This is a genomic window from Roseovarius sp. MMSF_3359, assembly GCF_030733385.1.
Classification (GTDB): domain Bacteria; phylum Pseudomonadota; class Alphaproteobacteria; order Rhodobacterales; family Rhodobacteraceae; genus Roseovarius.
In genome coordinates, this window is sequence record NZ_JASHJC010000005.1 from 136,093 (window position 1) to 152,155 (window position 16,063).

Annotated in this window: 17 protein-coding genes; 8 read left to right on the forward strand and 9 right to left on the reverse strand. The window is 61.3% G+C overall.

Annotated features, from left to right (window positions below):
• Positions 1–11: 11 nt before the first annotated feature.
• Both RBB29_RS09240 and RBB29_RS09245 read left to right on the forward strand, forming a co-directional pair.
• On the forward strand, positions 12–713 hold the full coding sequence (locus tag RBB29_RS09240) for a hypothetical protein (RefSeq protein ID WP_306114775.1): 702 nt from the start codon (positions 12–14) through the stop codon (positions 711–713).
• Between the two features lie 76 nt (positions 714–789).
• Positions 790–1,191, forward strand: coding sequence for a VOC family protein (locus tag RBB29_RS09245; RefSeq protein ID WP_306114776.1), 402 nt, complete (start codon positions 790–792; stop codon positions 1,189–1,191).
• 2 nt (positions 1,192–1,193) lie between these two features.
• Here RBB29_RS09245 and RBB29_RS09250 read toward each other — a convergent pair whose 3' ends face one another.
• The 4 genes from RBB29_RS09250 to RBB29_RS09265 form a co-directional block, all read right to left on the reverse strand.
• On the reverse strand, positions 1,194–1,733 hold the full coding sequence (locus RBB29_RS09250) for an NADPH-dependent FMN reductase (protein WP_306114777.1): 540 nt from the start codon (positions 1,731–1,733) through the stop codon (positions 1,194–1,196).
• A gap of 260 nt (positions 1,734–1,993) precedes the next feature.
• Entirely contained in the window at positions 1,994–2,899 is a 906-nt protein-coding gene (locus RBB29_RS09255) for a LysR family transcriptional regulator (RefSeq protein WP_306114778.1), read from the reverse strand.
• A gap of 136 nt (positions 2,900–3,035) precedes the next feature.
• A complete protein-coding gene (locus tag RBB29_RS09260; protein ID WP_306114779.1) occupies positions 3,036–3,788 on the reverse strand; it encodes a hypothetical protein in 753 nt (250 codons plus the stop codon).
• On the reverse strand, positions 3,785–4,312 hold the full coding sequence (locus RBB29_RS09265; RefSeq protein ID WP_371931466.1) for an RNA polymerase sigma factor: 528 nt from the start codon (positions 4,310–4,312) through the stop codon (positions 3,785–3,787). Before RBB29_RS09265 ends, RBB29_RS09260 begins: the two co-directional genes overlap by 4 nt.
• A 73-nt stretch (positions 4,313–4,385) precedes the next feature.
• On the opposite strand from RBB29_RS09265, the gene RBB29_RS09270 reads away from it, so the two are divergent.
• Positions 4,386–4,826 (forward strand): DUF4399 domain-containing protein, encoded by a 441-nt coding sequence (locus RBB29_RS09270; RefSeq protein ID WP_306114780.1) that lies wholly within the window; start codon positions 4,386–4,388, stop codon positions 4,824–4,826.
• A gap of 51 nt (positions 4,827–4,877) precedes the next feature.
• On the opposite strand, the gene RBB29_RS09275 is transcribed toward RBB29_RS09270, so the two are convergent.
• The 4 genes from RBB29_RS09275 to RBB29_RS09290 form a co-directional block, all read right to left on the reverse strand.
• A complete protein-coding gene (locus tag RBB29_RS09275) occupies positions 4,878–6,905 on the reverse strand; it encodes an NADPH-dependent 2,4-dienoyl-CoA reductase (RefSeq protein WP_306114781.1) in 2,028 nt (675 codons plus the stop codon).
• A gap of 217 nt (positions 6,906–7,122) precedes the next feature.
• A complete protein-coding gene (locus RBB29_RS09280; RefSeq protein ID WP_306114782.1) occupies positions 7,123–7,899 on the reverse strand; it encodes a 3'(2'),5'-bisphosphate nucleotidase CysQ in 777 nt (258 codons plus the stop codon).
• Complete coding sequence (locus RBB29_RS09285) at positions 7,886–9,232, reverse strand: TldD/PmbA family protein (RefSeq protein WP_306114783.1); 1,347 nt, start codon at positions 9,230–9,232, stop codon at positions 7,886–7,888. Before RBB29_RS09285 ends, RBB29_RS09280 begins: the two co-directional genes overlap by 14 nt.
• Positions 9,233–9,402: 170 nt before the next feature.
• Positions 9,403–10,875, reverse strand: a complete 1,473-nt coding sequence (locus RBB29_RS09290; RefSeq protein ID WP_306114784.1) for a DUF2125 domain-containing protein — start codon at positions 10,873–10,875, stop codon at positions 9,403–9,405.
• A gap of 187 nt (positions 10,876–11,062) precedes the next feature.
• Between RBB29_RS09290 and RBB29_RS09295 the strand changes: the two genes are divergently transcribed.
• From RBB29_RS09295 to RBB29_RS09305, 3 genes are read left to right on the forward strand one after another with little or no spacing between them, the layout of a single operon-like run.
• Positions 11,063–11,812, forward strand: a complete 750-nt coding sequence (locus RBB29_RS09295) for an SDR family oxidoreductase (protein ID WP_306114785.1) — start codon at positions 11,063–11,065, stop codon at positions 11,810–11,812.
• Complete coding sequence (locus RBB29_RS09300; RefSeq protein WP_306114786.1) at positions 11,809–12,417, forward strand: enoyl-CoA hydratase/isomerase family protein; 609 nt, start codon at positions 11,809–11,811, stop codon at positions 12,415–12,417. Before RBB29_RS09295 ends, RBB29_RS09300 begins: the two co-directional genes overlap by 4 nt.
• Complete coding sequence (locus RBB29_RS09305) at positions 12,417–13,166, forward strand: VOC family protein (protein ID WP_306121131.1); 750 nt, start codon at positions 12,417–12,419, stop codon at positions 13,164–13,166. The genes RBB29_RS09300 and RBB29_RS09305 overlap by 1 nt, the downstream gene beginning before the upstream one ends.
• A 2-nt stretch (positions 13,167–13,168) precedes the next feature.
• On the opposite strand, the gene RBB29_RS09310 is transcribed toward RBB29_RS09305, so the two are convergent.
• A complete protein-coding gene (locus RBB29_RS09310) occupies positions 13,169–13,456 on the reverse strand; it encodes an HNH endonuclease (protein ID WP_306114788.1) in 288 nt (95 codons plus the stop codon).
• An 80-nt stretch (positions 13,457–13,536) separates the two neighbouring features.
• Here RBB29_RS09310 and RBB29_RS09315 point away from each other — a divergent pair, with 80 nt between their 5' ends.
• Both RBB29_RS09315 and RBB29_RS09320 read left to right on the forward strand, forming a co-directional pair.
• A complete protein-coding gene (locus RBB29_RS09315) occupies positions 13,537–14,859 on the forward strand; it encodes a mechanosensitive ion channel family protein (RefSeq protein ID WP_306114789.1) in 1,323 nt (440 codons plus the stop codon).
• On the forward strand, positions 14,856–16,028 hold the full coding sequence (locus RBB29_RS09320) for a TIGR03862 family flavoprotein (RefSeq protein WP_306114790.1): 1,173 nt from the start codon (positions 14,856–14,858) through the stop codon (positions 16,026–16,028). Before RBB29_RS09315 ends, RBB29_RS09320 begins: the two co-directional genes overlap by 4 nt.
• Positions 16,029–16,063 lie beyond the last annotated feature (35 nt).

A 16,063-nucleotide genomic window follows, 5' to 3' on the forward strand; every position in this document is an offset into this window, starting at 1 on the left:
ATCCTGCTCCCATGCCGTTTCTCAGACGTCCAATCCTGATCGTGTTGTGCTGCCTTCTCCCGGGGGGTGCTGTTGCGTCGGAGTCAGCCGCCCCGGCCCGTGACAATGTCCCGCGCATCTGGCGGGCGCTGTCGGGGGATCAGGTGGAGCTGGACCAACAGGTTTTTGACCTGCGTGGCGTGACCTGCCCCGCGCCCGATACCGACCGGGGGCGTCAGGCCAAGGCGCTGCTCAACACCTTTATGCTGGGGACGAAACATGCCGGCGGCATTACCTGCACCCGGTTTGGCGAGGATAGTGTCGATTGTCGCCGCAACGGACGTATGGCGTCGGAGCTGATGGTGGATAGCGGGCTTTGCCATCTCCGTGACGGGGGCGACCTAAGGGCCGAGATCGGCGAGACGCTGCGATTGACGCGCCATGATGCCGGGCCACCGCCCGTCAGCTACTGGCGTTTGCGGTCCTGTCTTGGCGTCCATCCGGATGACGCGCCCACGCATTGCCGCCTTGCCAGCAGAACCTGGCCGCTTCGATATGCACAGGCGGTGCAGTATCTCGACATGCGCAACGCTGCGACCTGCCCGTCGCCCGTTCGACCAACAGGGCCTGTTTTTGGCCCAAGAGCAAGCCATGCACCGCCAAACCGCTACAGCCTTCGACCGTTTTGGTTTAATCGCTGTCATGGCGTATTGGGTGGCCATCGCCTGCGATAGAACCAAACGAAGCGGCGCATAATCAGCCCGAGACGACGGCAAACACGAACTGACCGATGCGGGGAACACATCCATCATGAAGCCATCGCTTACCGCCCTGGATCATCTGGTGCTGACGGTTGCCGATATCGACGGCACCGTGGCGTTTTACACCGATATCCTCGGCATGACCGCTGAGCAGTTCACACCCAAGGGCAGCCCACCCCGTTGGGCGCTCAAATTCGGGGCGCAGAAGATCAATTTGCACAAAGCCGGCGCCGAATTTGACCCCAAGGCCGCCCAACCCGTCCCCGGATCGGCCGACCTTTGTTTTCTGACGGACACGCCGCTTGCGGATTGGACACGTCACCTGGGCAATCATGGCATTGTCATCGAAGACGGCCCGGTTCCGCGTACGGGGGCCACGGGGCCGCTCAACTCAATCTATATTCGCGATCCTGATTGCAACCTGATCGAGATATCGACGCAGGGTGTCTGAGGTCAGGCGACTTCGGCGCGAAGGGCCTGCATCCGGGTGGCGAGTGTCTTGAGGTATAGCTCGTTCTGCAACGCACCGCTTTCGTCGAACTCGTTCATCGCACCAGCCACAAGAACCGCCGGCCCCGGCATCAGGCGGACCTGCAACTGCGTCAGACAATGCAGCACCATGAACTGCGCGGTCTCGCCCCCGGTGCGTCCCGCTGCCGCCGAGACGACTACCGTCGGTTTGTCCTTCAGCACGGCACCCTCAACCCGGCTGACCCAGTCGAGCGCGTTCTTGAGGACGCCGGGGATGCCCTTGTTGTATTCCGGTGAGGAGATCACGATGGCATCTACCGCCTTGATCTGATCCGCAAGAGCCTGAACCGGGGCTGGAATACCCTCGGCCGCCTCCAGATCGCCGTCATAAAGCGGCAGATCGAGGTCAGCCTCGATAACCTCAGCATCGCCAAAGGCTTTTGCCGCCTCTTTCAGGAGCATCCGGTTATACGATCCCTTGCGCAATGAGCCGGAAATCGTCAGCAGTTTGGGCGTGGACATGTGATCTACCTTTCAAATCCAAATTCCGTTGGCGGTAATCTGGTTCGATTGACAGGTTCTGGCAATATGCGTGGCCGCACATATCCTGCGCAATTTTCTGAAATGGTGCATTAATGCGGATCAACGACGCTTTTCCGCTGCGCTTGCAGGCAGTTTGAGGCGCCAACGCCGCTTTTCCTTCGGGACGTTACCAAGAAGAAAACCCCGGGTGTCAGAAACACCCGGGGGCAAGTTAGCCAAAATCAGGCTGAGGGGGAACTTTACCAGTCGGTCGGGCCTTTCTCGGCGAAGGCGTGGACCAGGAAATCGATAAATGCGCGAACCTTGGGCTGGGTGAACCGGCCCGGGGGGTAAACAGCATAGATGCCTTGGGTTTCGACCGGCAGATCGGGGATGATATCCTCGACCAGGCCGTCTTCCATGGCTTTGGCGTAAAGAAAGCTGGGCAAATAGGCGATACCCAGCCCCGAAATGGCCGCGTTCAAGAGGGATTGCCCGTCATTGACGGACAGCCCACCGGCCGTGCGCACCTGGCGCTTTTCTCCCGACGGTGCGGTCAATTTCCAGACAGAGCCATTCGCCTGGCTGGAGTAATGCAGAAGTTTATGATCGTTTAGGTCGTCAATCTTGAGCGGACGGCCATGTTTCTGAATATAGGCGGGGCTCGCGATCATGCGCTTGGTGGTTTCGGTGAGTTTGCGGGCGCGCAGGGTGCTGTCTTCGAGCTCCCCGATGCGGATCGCCATATCAAACCCTTCTGAAATCAGCTCGACATAGCGGTTATTCAGCACCATGTTGACGGTGATATCCGGGAATTCATCAAGAAATTCGCCCAGAACCGGGCTGAGGTGATTAACACCGAAATCGGTGGCGACCGAGATGCGCAAAAGACCCGACGGATCCGATTGCATCGAGCTAACCAGCGCATCGGCCTCACCGGCGTCGTTCAGGACACGCAAAGCACGATCATAATAGGCCAGTCCGATTTCCGTAGGGCTTACCCGACGGGTCGTGCGGTTGAGCAAACGAGCGCCCAGACGTGCCTCAAGCGAAGAGACATGTTTTGAAACGGCGGATTTGGAAATCCCCATCTTCCGGGCGGCATCCGTAAAGCCACCCTGGTCCACAACCGTGGCAAAGGCCTCCATTTCCGTCAGGCGATCCATACTCATACCTCGTCATTCAAAGTCACCGAACCTTATCAAATGCAATTCAGGCACAACTGCGGCAGATCACGGACAATATCTTGGTTTTGTCGCGGATCGTTCATGGCACGTGAACAGCCAATCTAGGCGATTTTCCTTAAGCGGAGGTGTTTTTCAGGGCATCCCGAAGGATTTCTGCCGCATTTTCGAGCCCGTCACTCCCCTTGGGGCCAACCAGCAGAACGCCGAACCCGTCTTCGGTCCAGCTATAGGTATCAAGGCCGCTCAGGACTTCGGCGGTGATGCCGGGGCTTGTCTCGGCTCCATTGCGCAGAATGCAGAGCGCGACGGGGCCGCCATCGGCCGTCAGGAAGGTAAGCTGCGCCAGCGGCTTGCCCTTGAAGCCCAGTTGCTGCGCCCGTTTGAACGACAGCCCCGAGATCTCAGGCAGCCCGGTCAGGTCAATACCCAACCCTGCCGAGAGCCGTTGCAGGTCCGCCTGCCGCGCCTCGGGCGTCTGCTCGATGGGCGCGAGGGTTTCGGTCACATACAGGGATTGATAGTTCGCCACCACGTCACGCCAACCGGGATCCGGTCGGTGCCAGACATTCCAGCCCAGCCCGAGCGCCAACACCGCGCCCGCTGCCACACCGGCAAGGCCATAAGGCCAGGCACCGACTGTTTTCTGCGCCATGGGTTGCGGCAATGCCGGCATGTCGGGGGCTGCGGCAAGGGCCGCTTCCATCGCCGCCACAAAACCGTCCTGCGCCGCGCGCAACCGCTCCAGACGGGTATCCAGCGCCGGATCACCGGGCAATGCTTCCTCGATGGCGCCCGACACGTCTTCGGGCGCTTCCCCATCCAGGTAAGCACTCAGCTCCTGATCGGAGAACCCGGTGCGTTCCGTCATGTCTCGGTTCCCGTTGCTTGGGCCAGACGAGTGGCCAATGTGCTGCGCGCGGCCGACACGCGGCTCATGATCGTGCCGACCGGTACGTCCAGAATTTCTGCCGCTTCGGCGTATTTGTATCCTTCGACAAAGACAAGCAATGCCGTTACCCGCTGCGCTTCGGGCAGACAGTTCACCTGGTTTAACACTTGGCGCGCGAAAATATTCGTCTCGGCCGGTGCAGAATTGTCAGAAATTTCCACCTCCTCGGTCGACAGAAAACCCGCCGACCCACGAATGGCATCGCGGCGCACCTCGTTCAGCCAGAGCCGCCGCGCCATGACGAAAAGCCACCGGTCAAGATGTGTGCCGGGTTGGAAATGCTCTGCCTTCTCGATCGCGCGCGTGCAGGTCATCTGCGCCAGATCATCCGCCATGTCGCGCCGTCCGGTCAGCGAAAGACAGAACCGCCACAGCCTTGGAAAGCAGTCGGGTAACCCGTCTCTGACGGTTTTGTCAGCGATATGTGATGACTTTATCCGAATAGAAACGCCCCCGCCGTTGTTTCCCTAATATCGCGGCTGCCCCGCGAATAGAACAGGATGATAGGAGACAGTTATGAAAAAGACCATTGCGGCACTTGCCATGTTCACAGTGATTTCAGGACCTTTGATGGCCGGTGAAACCCCGGCCCCCGACAGCGCGGCCGTATATTTCGTCAATCTCGAAGACGGTGCAACGGTAAGCGGCCCGGTCAAGGTGGTGTTCGGATTGTCCGGCATGGGGGTCGCCCCTGCGGGGACAGAGGCCGACAATACCGGTCACCATCATCTGCTCATCAACCGTCCGCCCTTCGGTGATGGCCCGGAGGATGCGGAAATGCTGGAATACGGCATTTACGCAGATGACAACCACGTTCATTTCGGCGGGGGCCAGACCGAAACGACAATCGAACTCCCCCCGGGAGAGCATACATTGCAATTGCTTCTCGGTGATCTGAACCACGCACCGCACAAAGAACCCGTCATGTCGGACGTGATCAGCATCACCGTCGAATAACCGGCTCCGTATGGTAACGAGTGCCGGGGCCAGGTACGGCCCCGGATTTTTTCAAAGCGTGGCCGCCAGGCGTGTCCCTTGATTGATCGCACGCTTGGCGTCCAGTTCCGCGGCCACATCCGCCCCGCCGATGACATGGCAGGCCACACCCTGCGCCTCAAGCGCGTCGGCCAGCGTCCGTTCCGGCAATTGCCCCGAACAGAGAATGATCGTATCCGCTTCGATCACGGTGGGATTTTCGCGCGCCTCGCCCTGGCTGACATGCAGGCCCTGCGCGTCGATCTTCTCGTAATTGACCCCGCCCATCATCTTCACATCCTTCATGCGCAGCGCGGCGCGGTGAATCCATCCGGTGGTCTTGCCCAAGCGTTTCCCCGGCGCCTCGGCCTTGCGCTGCAAAAGCGTGATCTGCCGCGCGGGCGCTTCGGGCTGCGGACCTTCCGGCGCCAGACCACCCCGCGTTTCGCTGGGGTCTCCGATGCCCCATTCCTCACGCCAGAGGTCCAGGTTCTCGGTCGGGCTCTCACCCTCATGCACCAGGAACTCCGCCACATCGAACCCGATCCCGCCGGCGCCGATGATGGCAACCCGGTCGCCCACCGGCGCCTTGTGACGCAGCACGTCGATATAGGAGAGCACATTGGGCCCGTCCTGACCGTCGATCCCCGGATCACGCGGCACCACACCGGTGGCGATTATGACCTCGTCGAACCCTTCCAGGTCGCCCGCAGCAACATTACGCCCAAGTTGCAGCGAAATCTCGTGTTCCGCGACCATCGTCCGGAACCAATCAACCAGCCCGTGGAATTCTTCCTTGCCGGGGATCACCCGCGCCATGTTGAGCTGCCCGCCGATATCGTCCGCCCGGTCGAAAAGCGTGACCTGATGACCCCGCTCTGCCGCCGTCATCGCCGCCGACAGGCCCGCTGGACCCGCGCCGACAACGCCGATGGTCTTCGGCTGATCCGCGGGTGTGATCGTCAGTTCGGTCTCGAAACAGGCGCGTGGATTGACCAGGCAAGAGCTGATCTTGCCGCTGAACGTGTGGTCCAGGCAGGCCTGGTTGCAGGCGATACAGGGCGCGATCTGATCTGATTTCCCCGCCATCGCCTTGGCCACGAAATCCGCATCCGCAAGGAAAGGTCGCGCCATGCTGACCATGTCCGCGGCCCCGCCGGCCAGCACTTCCTCGGCCACCTCGGGCGTATTGATCCGGTTCGATGTGATGACCGGGATGCCCACCTTGCCCATCAGCTTCTTCGTCACCCAGGTAAAGGCCGCGCGCGGCACCGATGTGGCGATCGTCGGGATACGCGCCTCGTGCCAGCCGATGCCGGTGTTGATGATCGTCGCCCCCGCCTTCTCGATCTCCTGCGCCAGTTGGACCACCTCGTCAAAGGTCGAGCCATCGGGCACAAGGTCGATCATGCTGAGCCGGTAGATGATGATGAAATCAGCCCCCACGGCCTCCCGGGTCCGCCGCACGATCTCAATCGGTAGCCGCATCCGGTTCTCATACGATCCCCCCCAACGATCCTCGCGCTTATTGGTATGCCGCACGAGGAACTGATTGATAAAATAGCCCTCCGATCCCATGATCTCGACGCCGTCATACCCCGCCTCACGGGCGCGGCTGGCCGAGGTCACGATATCGGCGATCTGCTTCTCGATCCCCGCTTCATCCAACTCCTTGGGCGGGAAGGGAGAGATCGGCGATTTGATCCCCGACGCGCTCACGCATTCCGGCCCATAGGCATAACGCCCCGCATGCAGGATCTGCATCGCAATGCGTCCGCCCGCGTCATGCACCCGGTCGGTGACCACCTTGTGATTGGCAATGTCCTCGTCCGAAAAAAGCCCCGCCGCGCCGGGAAACACACCCCCTTCGCGATTGGGCGCCATGCCGCCGGTGACCATCAGGCCCACACCACCCCGCGCCCGGGCCGCATAGAACTCCGCAACCCGGTTCCAGTCCTTGGTTTCTTCCAAGCCGGTATGCATCGACCCCATCAACACGCGGTTCGGCAGGGTCACATGACCCAGATCCAACGGGGCAAGCAGGTGCGGGTAGTGTGTCATGAAAATCCTCCGGGCGAATACAGCGCCAAAATGGCCCGGCGGACCGGCAATGTCACCCCGGAACGCTGCGTTACAGCGGCAGGGGTTACGCCCTCCACACACACACCACTGTGACACGGGGTCCCCACGGGCGCCACTTGGCGGCCCGAGGAAGCAGCGCGGAGCGCGAATGACGAGATATAAGGCGTGCGCGTCAGCGCCCTCATTTTGGTTACCCTTAGCGCGCCAGGGCGTTTGCGATTTCCCGATGAAGCCGCGGATTTGCCGCCAACATCCCATCGAGCTTGGGTCGCTCGTTGTTGAACCGCAAAGGCGCCGCGCGCCGGTCGGACGTCACCGCCCCCGCCTCGCGCAGGATCAGATCACCCGCCGCCACATCCCATTCCCAGGTTGGTCGCAGGGTCAGCATCGCATCGAACCGACCCTCTGCCACAACACTGGTCCGATACGCCAGCGAGGGTCGATAAGCACGCTCAAGCGCAGGCACCTCGCCCTGCCAATGCTCCGGGTTATAATTGGGTTTGGCAGCGAGCATCGTCGCGCCGCTCATCTCTGCCCTGCCGCTCACATGAATAGGTGCCCCGTTCAACGACGCACCCTCGCCTGCGGCGGCGGCATAGAGTTTGTCGCGCATCGGCAGATAGACCACCGCGGCGGTCACGACCCCCTGCCGCGCCACCGCCAGCGCATGCGCCCAGGTGCGCGATCCTTCGATGAAACTGCGCGTGCCGTCTATTGGATCGACGATAAAGACGCTTTCATGGTCGAGCCGCGACAGGTCATCCTCGGTCTCCTCGGAAAGCCAGCCATAGTCCGGTCGTGCACCGCGCAATGTGCCTGCCAGCATCTCGTTGACCGCAAGGTCCGCTTCGGTCACCGGGCCCGCGCCGTCGGATTTCTCCCATCTCCGCGCGGTCTCTCCGCTAAATCCGGTCGCAATCTCGCCCGCGGCCCGCGCCGCCTGGATGAGGAGATCAAGATCAGTTTCCGGCAAGGGTCATCCCTTCGATCAGGAGCGACGGCACAACGCGCGACAGGTGGTCCCGCGCATCATTGGCGGGCACGATGCGCCGCAACATCTCGGGCAGCGATCCGGCGATGGTACATTCATTGACCGGATAGGTGATCTCGCCACTCTCGATCCAGAACCCTGCCGCGCCGCGCGAGTAATCGCCTGTGTTCGGGTTGATGGTCGAGCCGATCATCGACGTGACCAGCAATCCGGTGCCCATCTGCGCGATCAAATCGTCCCGGCTGGCCTCTCCTTGCGTCAACGCGGTGTTCCAGACCCCCGGGGATGGCGGTGCCGACGTGCCGCGCTTGGCATTTGCGGTGGACACCATGCCCAGTTTGCGCCCGGTGGCGAGGTCGAGTGTCCAGCCGGTCAAGATGCCGTCCTTCACGATCTGGCGCGGGCGGGTCGGTAATCCTTCGGCGTCGAAGGGCCGCGACCCCGACACACGGGGCCGGTGCGGATCTTCGGTGATCGACAGGTTTTCAGGCAAGACCTGCGCGCCCAACCGGTCCAGAAGCCAGGACGACCCCCGCGCCACCGACAGCCCATTCGCCGCCGCCAGCAGATGACCGATCAGGGTCGAAGAGATGCGCTCGTCGAAGAGCACCGGATAGCTGCCGGTTGGCGGTTTGCGCGGGTCCAGCCGTTCGGCGGCACGTTCCCCGGCGCGGCGGCCAATCTCCTCCGGTGATCGCAGATCGGCCTGGAAAATCCGGCTGTCACCGTCGTAATCCCGTTCCATGCGGGCGCCTGTGCCGGCGATGGCCACGCAGGAAAGACCGCGATCGGTGCGTGAATACCCGCCCGAGAACCCGTTGCTGGCGGCCATATGTATCTGCCGACTGCCATAGGCCGCCGACGCAGCCTGAACCTGGCTGATCCCCTTGACCGCAAGGGCGGCTGCTTCGGCCTGCTGCGCATCCTCCTGCAAATCGGCGGGGGACGGCTCCGGTGTCGCATCGAATAGTTCCAGCGCACCCACATCCCAATCCTGCGCAAGCTCGGCGGCATCCGCCAGGCCGATATCGGGATCTTCCGGTGCCTCGCGGGCCATGGCGACGGCGCGTTCGGCAAGCGCGGTGATCGTCTCGGGCCGCGTATCGGAGGCCGAAACATTGGCCTGCCGTTTGCCGATCAGAACCCGCAGCCCGATATCGACCCCTTCGGAGCGTTCGGCCTGCTCCAGCGCCCCGGCGCGCACGTCGATCGAAAGGGATGTCCCTTGCACGGCCAGCGCATCGGCCTCCTCCGCCCCGGCTTTGCGGGCAGCAGAGAGCAGGGCGTCCGTCAGGTCGGGCAGGTTTTGGGGCATGGTCGGTCTCCTGTTGCGACAGAGGTAGAGCTTGCGCCCCCGGGGTGCAAGGCCGCGCGGAGACAGGCAGGGATTGCCAGAACCGGCAACAGTTTCCCAACCACCCGCTGAGCACGAAAAAAGGGCCGCAGCAAACGCCTGCGGCCCCTCTTTGCAGATATCCCGGCGGCTTACTTCAGGCGCTGGCCATTGGCCTTGACCTGACCGTCGCCGGTCACTTCGATTTTCGACGTCAGTTCATCTTCGCCCTGTCCGGGGACTGCGAACATGCTCATCATCATGCGCGCGCCCATCGCCTGCTCTTCGGGAACGAAACCCATGGCAACCAGCTTGTCCAGGAGGCCATTACCGCCCACGAGTTTCAGATCGACCGAACCGGTCGGCGCGGGCATCCCGCCAAAGGTGACCATGTCGCTGTTGTCAAAGGTGAAGCCACCCTCACCGGTCAGTTCGGCACCGGCCACGCTGACGGTCAGGTTGTTGAGGTCGAGCGCGTTCAACTCACCAGGCATCTTCTCGCCGCGATCGACGGCCTCCATGTCCTCGGGGTTCATCAGGTCGACCAGCAGTTTGACCTTGCCCGTCAGATCCAGTGCAACTGTTGCGGGATCACGTGGCAACTGTCCACCCGAGTCAAACATGCTCCAGATCATGTCGGACATGGTGAAATCACCAAGGGTAAGGCCCAGCGCAAAATCCTGTTCTTCTTCGGCACTGGCCACCGGCATCAGCAGGTTAAACCCGGCTTTCTGCATGGCCATCTCGATCGGGAAGGGGAATTCACCGCCCGAAAGCGCGATCTGGTAGTCGACTGCCTCACCGGAATAGCTCAAACGATCGGCATCCATCGCCATGTCGAGCGTACCACCACCCGTGCTGCTGGAACCCTGGACCGATTCACCGGCATCGGCAAAATCGAATTCGGCGTTGCCCGGACCGAAATTGAACTGCCCGTCAAAGGCAAATCCAGCCTCGAGCATATCCGACATTGCGGCCGGATCCATCTGCAGCGGGAAAGTGCCACCACCGGTGAAACCCATGCCGTTGTAGTTGGCGTTGAACTTCATCCGGCCTGATCCTTCGGGATCAATGATATCGAGGTCAATCGTCACAGGCCCGGTGTTCATCCGCTGTGTCGTACTGCGCATTTCGCCCTTTTTCATGTTGGACGACCCGGTGAGGTCACCCGCCGAAATGCTGGCATCGCCGAAATCCACATTGGTGCCGTTCACGGCAACCTCGGCCAAGGCGATGGTCATCTCCGCCACGGAGTAATTGTAGGTCATGTCATCGGGGTCACCGGAAATGACCACCGAATATCCGGACGTGTTGTAGTCGACCTTCACATCGACATCTTCACCCTCGACACCCTTCATGTTCATCGTGATCGGCATTTCCGAGGGGATCGACATCGACACGGTACCATCACCGTTATCGGTAAAGGTGAAATCCCCCATCGCCACGTTGACCTCGGCATCCTCCTCGGGGATCTGGATAGCCATTGTCAGATTGCTGACAACCAGCGAATTGCCCGAGTAGCTTTCGTCCGACTGCATGTCATAGCCGAAACCGGCCATGTACTCTTTCCAGTCCTGCCAAACCTGTTCGGCCGTTACATCGGCAAATGCCGCCGATCCCGTCATGAAAATACTTATGGCTGCCGCCGATACTGCGGCAGTTCCTTGGTGCGCCATTATGAGCCCTTTCGATTTGAAACTTAGAAATCCGGTACCAACTTCTGCCCAACGCCACATGGGGTCAAGTGGCGATCTGACTGGACCGTTGGCATCAGGACATTTACGACTTCTGTATCAATAAAAGGGCGAGATTATGAACTTACAAGGCAAGACGGTGTTAATCACAGGTGCAAGCCGGGGAATCGGCGCCGCAACCGCCCGCGAATTTGCCGCCGCAGGGGCGAATGTCGCCCTTCTCGCGCGGGGTCGGGACGCAATCAGCGCACTCGCGGACGAGATCGGGGCGCAGGCCATTGCCATCCCTTGCGACGTGAGCCGCCACACCGAGGTCGAGGCGGCGGTGCAGGCCACGGTCGATCAATTCGGCAGTCTTGATGTGCTGATCGGCAATGCCGGCGTCATCGAGCCGGTGGCGCATCTGTCCACCGCCGATCCCGAGGCCTGGGGCCGTGTGATCGACATCAACCTCAAGGGTGTCTTTTACGGGATGCGCGCGGCGATGCCGATCATGCAAGGCGCCGGGGGCGGCACGATCATCACCATCAGCTCCGGTGCGGCCCACAACGCGCTGGAAGGGTGGAGCCATTACTGCAGCTCCAAGGCCGGTGCGGCGATGCTCACCATGTGTGCCGACAAGGAAGGGCGCGAACACGGCATTCGGGCCATGGGCCTGTCGCCCGGGACCGTCGCCACCGAAATGCAGCGTGAGATCAAGGCAAGCGGCGTCAATCCCGTGGCACAACTGGATTGGTCCGATCACATACCGCCGGAATGGCCCGCCAAGGCGCTTTTATGGATGTGCAGCAGTGATGCCGATGCGTTCATCGGGCAGGAGATCTCTCTCCGTGATCCGGATATCCGTCAGCGGGTCGGGCTGTCATGATCGAGCTGGAAAAGGACGGTGCCCTCTGGATTGCGACCCTAAACCGCCCGGAAAAGGCCAATTCACTGACCCAAGCGATGCTGACCGAACTGGCCGAGATTGCCGAGGCGGCGCAGGAGGCGCGGGTTTTGATCCTGACCGGCAGGGGCCGCAGTTTCAGCGCCGGGATGGACCTGGAAGCGGCGAAAACCGGCCTGCCGACATCTCCGGTCTGGGAACGGCTGTCCTCGGCCATCGCGACCCTGCCTGGCCTGTCCATCGCGGCACTGAACGGCACCGTGGCCGGTGGGGCAATGGGCATGGTCCTGGCCTGCGATTTGCGCATTGCGGCTTCCGGGGCGCGGGCCTTCTATCCGGTCATGCGGCTTGGCTTCCTGCCGCAGCCCTCTGACCCTGCCCGCCTGACTCGGCTTGTGGGGCCGTCGCGGGCCAAGATGATCCTGATGGGCGGACAAAAAATCGCGACCGACGAAGCCCTGGCATGGGGCCTTTTCGATCGTGTGGTCGAGCCCGACGCGCTGTTGCAAACCGCGCGCGAGCTTGCTGCGGACACCCTATCCGCTACGGTGGATCATGTCGCTGGCATCAAGGGGCTCTGCCATTGATGCCGCGTCTGTCCGGCATACGGCTTTCAGTGTCTAATCCGGCTGAACTTGCCAATTTCTATGTCGATTACCTGGGTATGACCGCCACCCAGGACGGCGAGAAATGGCGGGTTGGATATCCCGGTAGCGATGCGGATCTGATCTTTCTACCCGGCGGTGCGCCCTATTCGCATTCCCGCGCAGACGACTATTGGAAGATTGGCATCACACTGCCCAATGTGGATATTGCCCATGCGCAACTGACCGACGCAGGCATCGACGTCAGCACGCCAAATCAGTTCAGGGATATTGGCTACATGTGTCACCTCAGCGATCCTGCCGGCTTCCAGATCGAATTGCTGCAACATGATTTCGCGCCCAACCGGCCGATGTCCGCTGGTAACGCGCGGCTACCTTTGGGCGGGGGCGCCGTGATTGGCCAGGTTACCCTGCGCAGCGGCGAAAACGTCACCCTGCCCGCGCCCTATGCAGATCTGGGCCTCCGTCGATTGTCAGTTCAACCGGTCCGGGATCTTGGCTTCACGCTGCATTTCTGGGCGTTCACGTCGGATGCACCCCCCAATCCCGACCTCGAAGCTCTTGAAAACCGTGAATGGCTCTGGCGACGCCCCTACACGACCCTTGAAATCCAAAGCGTCGATGGCCTCAACCCACGACCAAACCCCGCTTATGGCGGGCTTGAGGTGGAAGGGGCGAGCGATGCTCTGAAAAGTGCCCTGACCGACCAAAACAGGGTCTATTTCACCTGAATTCACCGTTTTCGGCGCCGCCCGGGTGTCTTCGAATGGAAATCCAGCGGCCTCTTGGCGACCCATCTGATGAATTTCGCCAACCGCGGATGAGCCTGCAATGCATTGATCGTCGCGTAGTCCCGAGCCAGCTCGGCTTCAGTCAGGGTCGCGTGAATTTCGTTGTGGCAAATCTGGTGCAGCAACACGGTTGGCCCTCCCTTTCCGCCCTTCAGCTTGGGTATCAGGTGATGAAGGCTCTGCCGTGCGTCGGCGGGAATAGGCCGCCCGCACAAGGGGCATATGGGCATATCTGATGGTATGGCTTGATCCTTTTCGCTCTGCGGGGCAAGAGAATGGTGTTAATGGTAAAGATGACAAGAGGTGAGTGATGGATTGGGAGAACCAACCCGAGATTGTCCAGCAGGCCTATGGCTATGCCATGCAGGGCTGGGAACTGGCGAAGGAGTGGTTGCTGTCGCCCGCCGCCTGGTCACAATTCGCCCTGCTGGTGGTGGCTTACCTTGTTGCCGTTGTCTTCTCCCGCAAGCTCAAACCGATCCTGCGCAATCTCCTGACCCCGCCCGAGGATCAGCACCATGCCATCGCCCGCGCCCGGCGGTTCGTGATGCTCTTTGTGCCATTGCTCCTGCCTTTGCTCGCTTACGGCTTTACCGGGATGGCCGAAAACATCACCCGCTCGGTCTTTGGTTCGGGCGAGGTAATCGCCTTCGGCAAGCGCGTCTTCCTGTTCCTGGCGGTACGCATTCTGGTCCATCGCATCATCCAGGATCCGTTCCTGAAAGTACTGGGCAAGTATGTCCTGATCCCCGTCGCTGCCATCTATACAATCGGCCTTCTGGATGAGGTCACCGCCTGGCTCGAAGGTACGATCGTGCCCTTGGGCAACATGTCCTTTGATCTTCTGTGGCTCATCAAGGCCATCGTCATGGGCGGTGTCATTTTCTGGCTTGGACGGTGGTCGAATGACCAGTCCGCCAGCTTCATCGAACAGCAGAAAGAGATGCGGCCGGCGACCCGGCAACTGGCTGTAAAGGCCGCAGAAATTGCCATTTTCGGCGCGGCTTTCCTGATCCTGATGAACATCCTCGGTATTTCACTTACATCGCTTGCCGTACTCGGCGGCGCGATTGGTGTGGGCCTGGGCTTTGGTCTGCAGAAGATCGCGGCCAACTTCATCTCGGGCGTGATCCTGCTTCTGGAAGGGCAAGCGACGGTCGGGGACTATGTCGAGCTTGACGGCGGCGAGGCCGGTACGATCGTCAAGACCACCGCCCGCGCGATGATCCTTGAGACCTTCGATGGCCGCTGGATCGTTGTCCCGAACGAGGATTTCATCACGACCCGTGTGGTCAACTATTCCGATGCGGGCAGCGCCAACCGCTACGAGGCACCGTTTTCCGTGAGCTACGACACCGATATCAACCTTGTCCCCGGGATCATCGAAGAGGCGGTCTCGAAGCTCGATTTCATCCTACAAGAGCCCGACAAACCCGATTGCGAACTGCGCGCCTTTGCCGATAGCGGCGTTGAATTCGCGGTCGAATTCTGGGTCAATGGCATCGACGACGGCAAGAACCGGTTCACGCCGCAGGTTCTCTTTGCCATCTGGAACGCGCTCAAGGCGCATGACATCGAAATCCCCTATCCGCAGCGTGTTGTGCATCACAAGGGGCTCCCGCCCGTCTCATGACGGATGCCCTCGTCATCGGCGCGGGCCCTGCAGGGCTGATGGCGGCGCAAGAGCTGGCCCGGGCCGGTCGCCGCGTGGTGGTGGCCGAAGGCAAGCCCTCTGTCGCGCGAAAGCTGCTGATGGCGGGGAAATCCGGCCTGAATCTGACCAAGGACGAACCCTTTGACCGGTTCCTTTCGGCCTTTGGCCCGGAGGCAGAACATCTTACCCCCATGCTGCGGGCGTTTGGCCCGGAGGAGGTCAAGAACTGGGCAATTGCGCTGGAACAGAGCCTGTTTACGGGCTCAACCGGCCGTGTTTTCCCCAAGGCGATGAAGGCGTCGCCCCTGCTGCGGGCATGGTTGGCGTCACTGGCCGATCTCGGCGTTAACATCCGGACCCGCTGGTCCTGGCGTGGATGGGATGCGGAGGATTGCCTTTTCGACACGCCGGGCGGGCCACAAAACCTGACACCAAAGGTAATGGTTTTAGCCTGCGGTGGGGCGAGTTGGGCAAGGTTAGGCTCTAGTGGCGCGTGGGCTGAGCATTTGCCGAGCGCGGAAACCTCACCGTTTTTGCCCGCCAACATGGGATTTGAGATTGACTGGTCCGATCACATGCAACGCCATTTCGGTAGCCCGGTCAAAGGCGTGGCGCTTCATGCAGGTGAAACCCGGTCGCGCGGTGAGTTTGTGATCTCCCGAACCGGGATTGAAGGGGGCGGTGTCTATAGCGTGTCGCGCGCCCTTAGGAGCGGTGCGCCGCTGGTGCTGGACCTGATGCCGGACATATCGGTTGACGGTGTTCACAAGCGCCTCTCCCGCCCCCGAGGGAAAGCGAGCGTAACGAACCATCTGCGCAAAACCCTCGGGCTGGATCCGGTCAAGGTCGCCCTGCTGATGGAGTTCGCCCACCCGCTGCCCGGCGATCCCGCCCCGCTGATCAAATCGCTGTCGATCCCCCTGCTTGGGCCGCGCCCGATGGATCAGGCGATTTCCACCGCCGGGGGCCTGCGCTTCGATGCCCTGGACAGAAATTTAATGCTCCGCTCCCGACCGGGCGTCTTTGCCGCGGGGGAGATGTTGGATTGGGAGGCGCCGACGGGGGGCTACCTCCTGACCGCCTGTCTGGCGACGGGGCATTGGGCGGGACGGGCAGCGGCCCGTTTTGACGCCACACAGGGCATCTGATAAGTCCTGGATAACGCTCGGGGGAGACACCCGAT

Excerpts from the sequence above, each read along its gene's own strand:
- RBB29_RS09275 (WP_306114781.1), bottom strand. The coding sequence starts at position 6,905 with ATGACACACTACCCGCACCTGCTTGCCCCGTTGGATCTGGGTCATGTG.
- RBB29_RS09315 (WP_306114789.1), top strand. The coding sequence starts at position 13,537 with ATGGATTGGGAGAACCAACCCGAGATTGTCCAGCAGGCCTATGGCTAT.
- RBB29_RS09270 (WP_306114780.1), top strand. The coding sequence starts at position 4,386 with ATGAAAAAGACCATTGCGGCACTTGCCATGTTCACAGTGATTTCAGGA.
- RBB29_RS09250 (WP_306114777.1), bottom strand. The coding sequence starts at position 1,733 with ATGTCCACGCCCAAACTGCTGACGATTTCCGGCTCATTGCGCAAGGGA.
- RBB29_RS09300 (WP_306114786.1), top strand. The coding sequence starts at position 11,809 with ATGATCGAGCTGGAAAAGGACGGTGCCCTCTGGATTGCGACCCTAAAC.
- RBB29_RS09260 (WP_306114779.1), bottom strand. The coding sequence starts at position 3,788 with ATGACGGAACGCACCGGGTTCTCCGATCAGGAGCTGAGTGCTTACCTG.
- RBB29_RS09255 (WP_306114778.1), bottom strand. The coding sequence starts at position 2,899 with ATGGATCGCCTGACGGAAATGGAGGCCTTTGCCACGGTTGTGGACCAG.
- RBB29_RS09310 (WP_306114788.1), bottom strand. The coding sequence starts at position 13,456 with ATGCCCATATGCCCCTTGTGCGGGCGGCCTATTCCCGCCGACGCACGG.
- RBB29_RS09245 (WP_306114776.1), top strand. The coding sequence starts at position 790 with ATGAAGCCATCGCTTACCGCCCTGGATCATCTGGTGCTGACGGTTGCC.
- RBB29_RS09285 (WP_306114783.1), bottom strand. The coding sequence starts at position 9,232 with ATGCCCCAAAACCTGCCCGACCTGACGGACGCCCTGCTCTCTGCTGCC.
- RBB29_RS09240 (WP_306114775.1), top strand. The coding sequence starts at position 12 with ATGCCGTTTCTCAGACGTCCAATCCTGATCGTGTTGTGCTGCCTTCTC.
- RBB29_RS09320 (WP_306114790.1), top strand. The coding sequence starts at position 14,856 with ATGACGGATGCCCTCGTCATCGGCGCGGGCCCTGCAGGGCTGATGGCG.
- RBB29_RS09305 (WP_306121131.1), top strand. The coding sequence starts at position 12,417 with ATGCCGCGTCTGTCCGGCATACGGCTTTCAGTGTCTAATCCGGCTGAA.
- RBB29_RS09290 (WP_306114784.1), bottom strand. The coding sequence starts at position 10,875 with ATGACGGGATCGGCGGCATTTGCCGATGTAACGGCCGAACAGGTTTGG.
- RBB29_RS09295 (WP_306114785.1), top strand. The coding sequence starts at position 11,063 with ATGAACTTACAAGGCAAGACGGTGTTAATCACAGGTGCAAGCCGGGGA.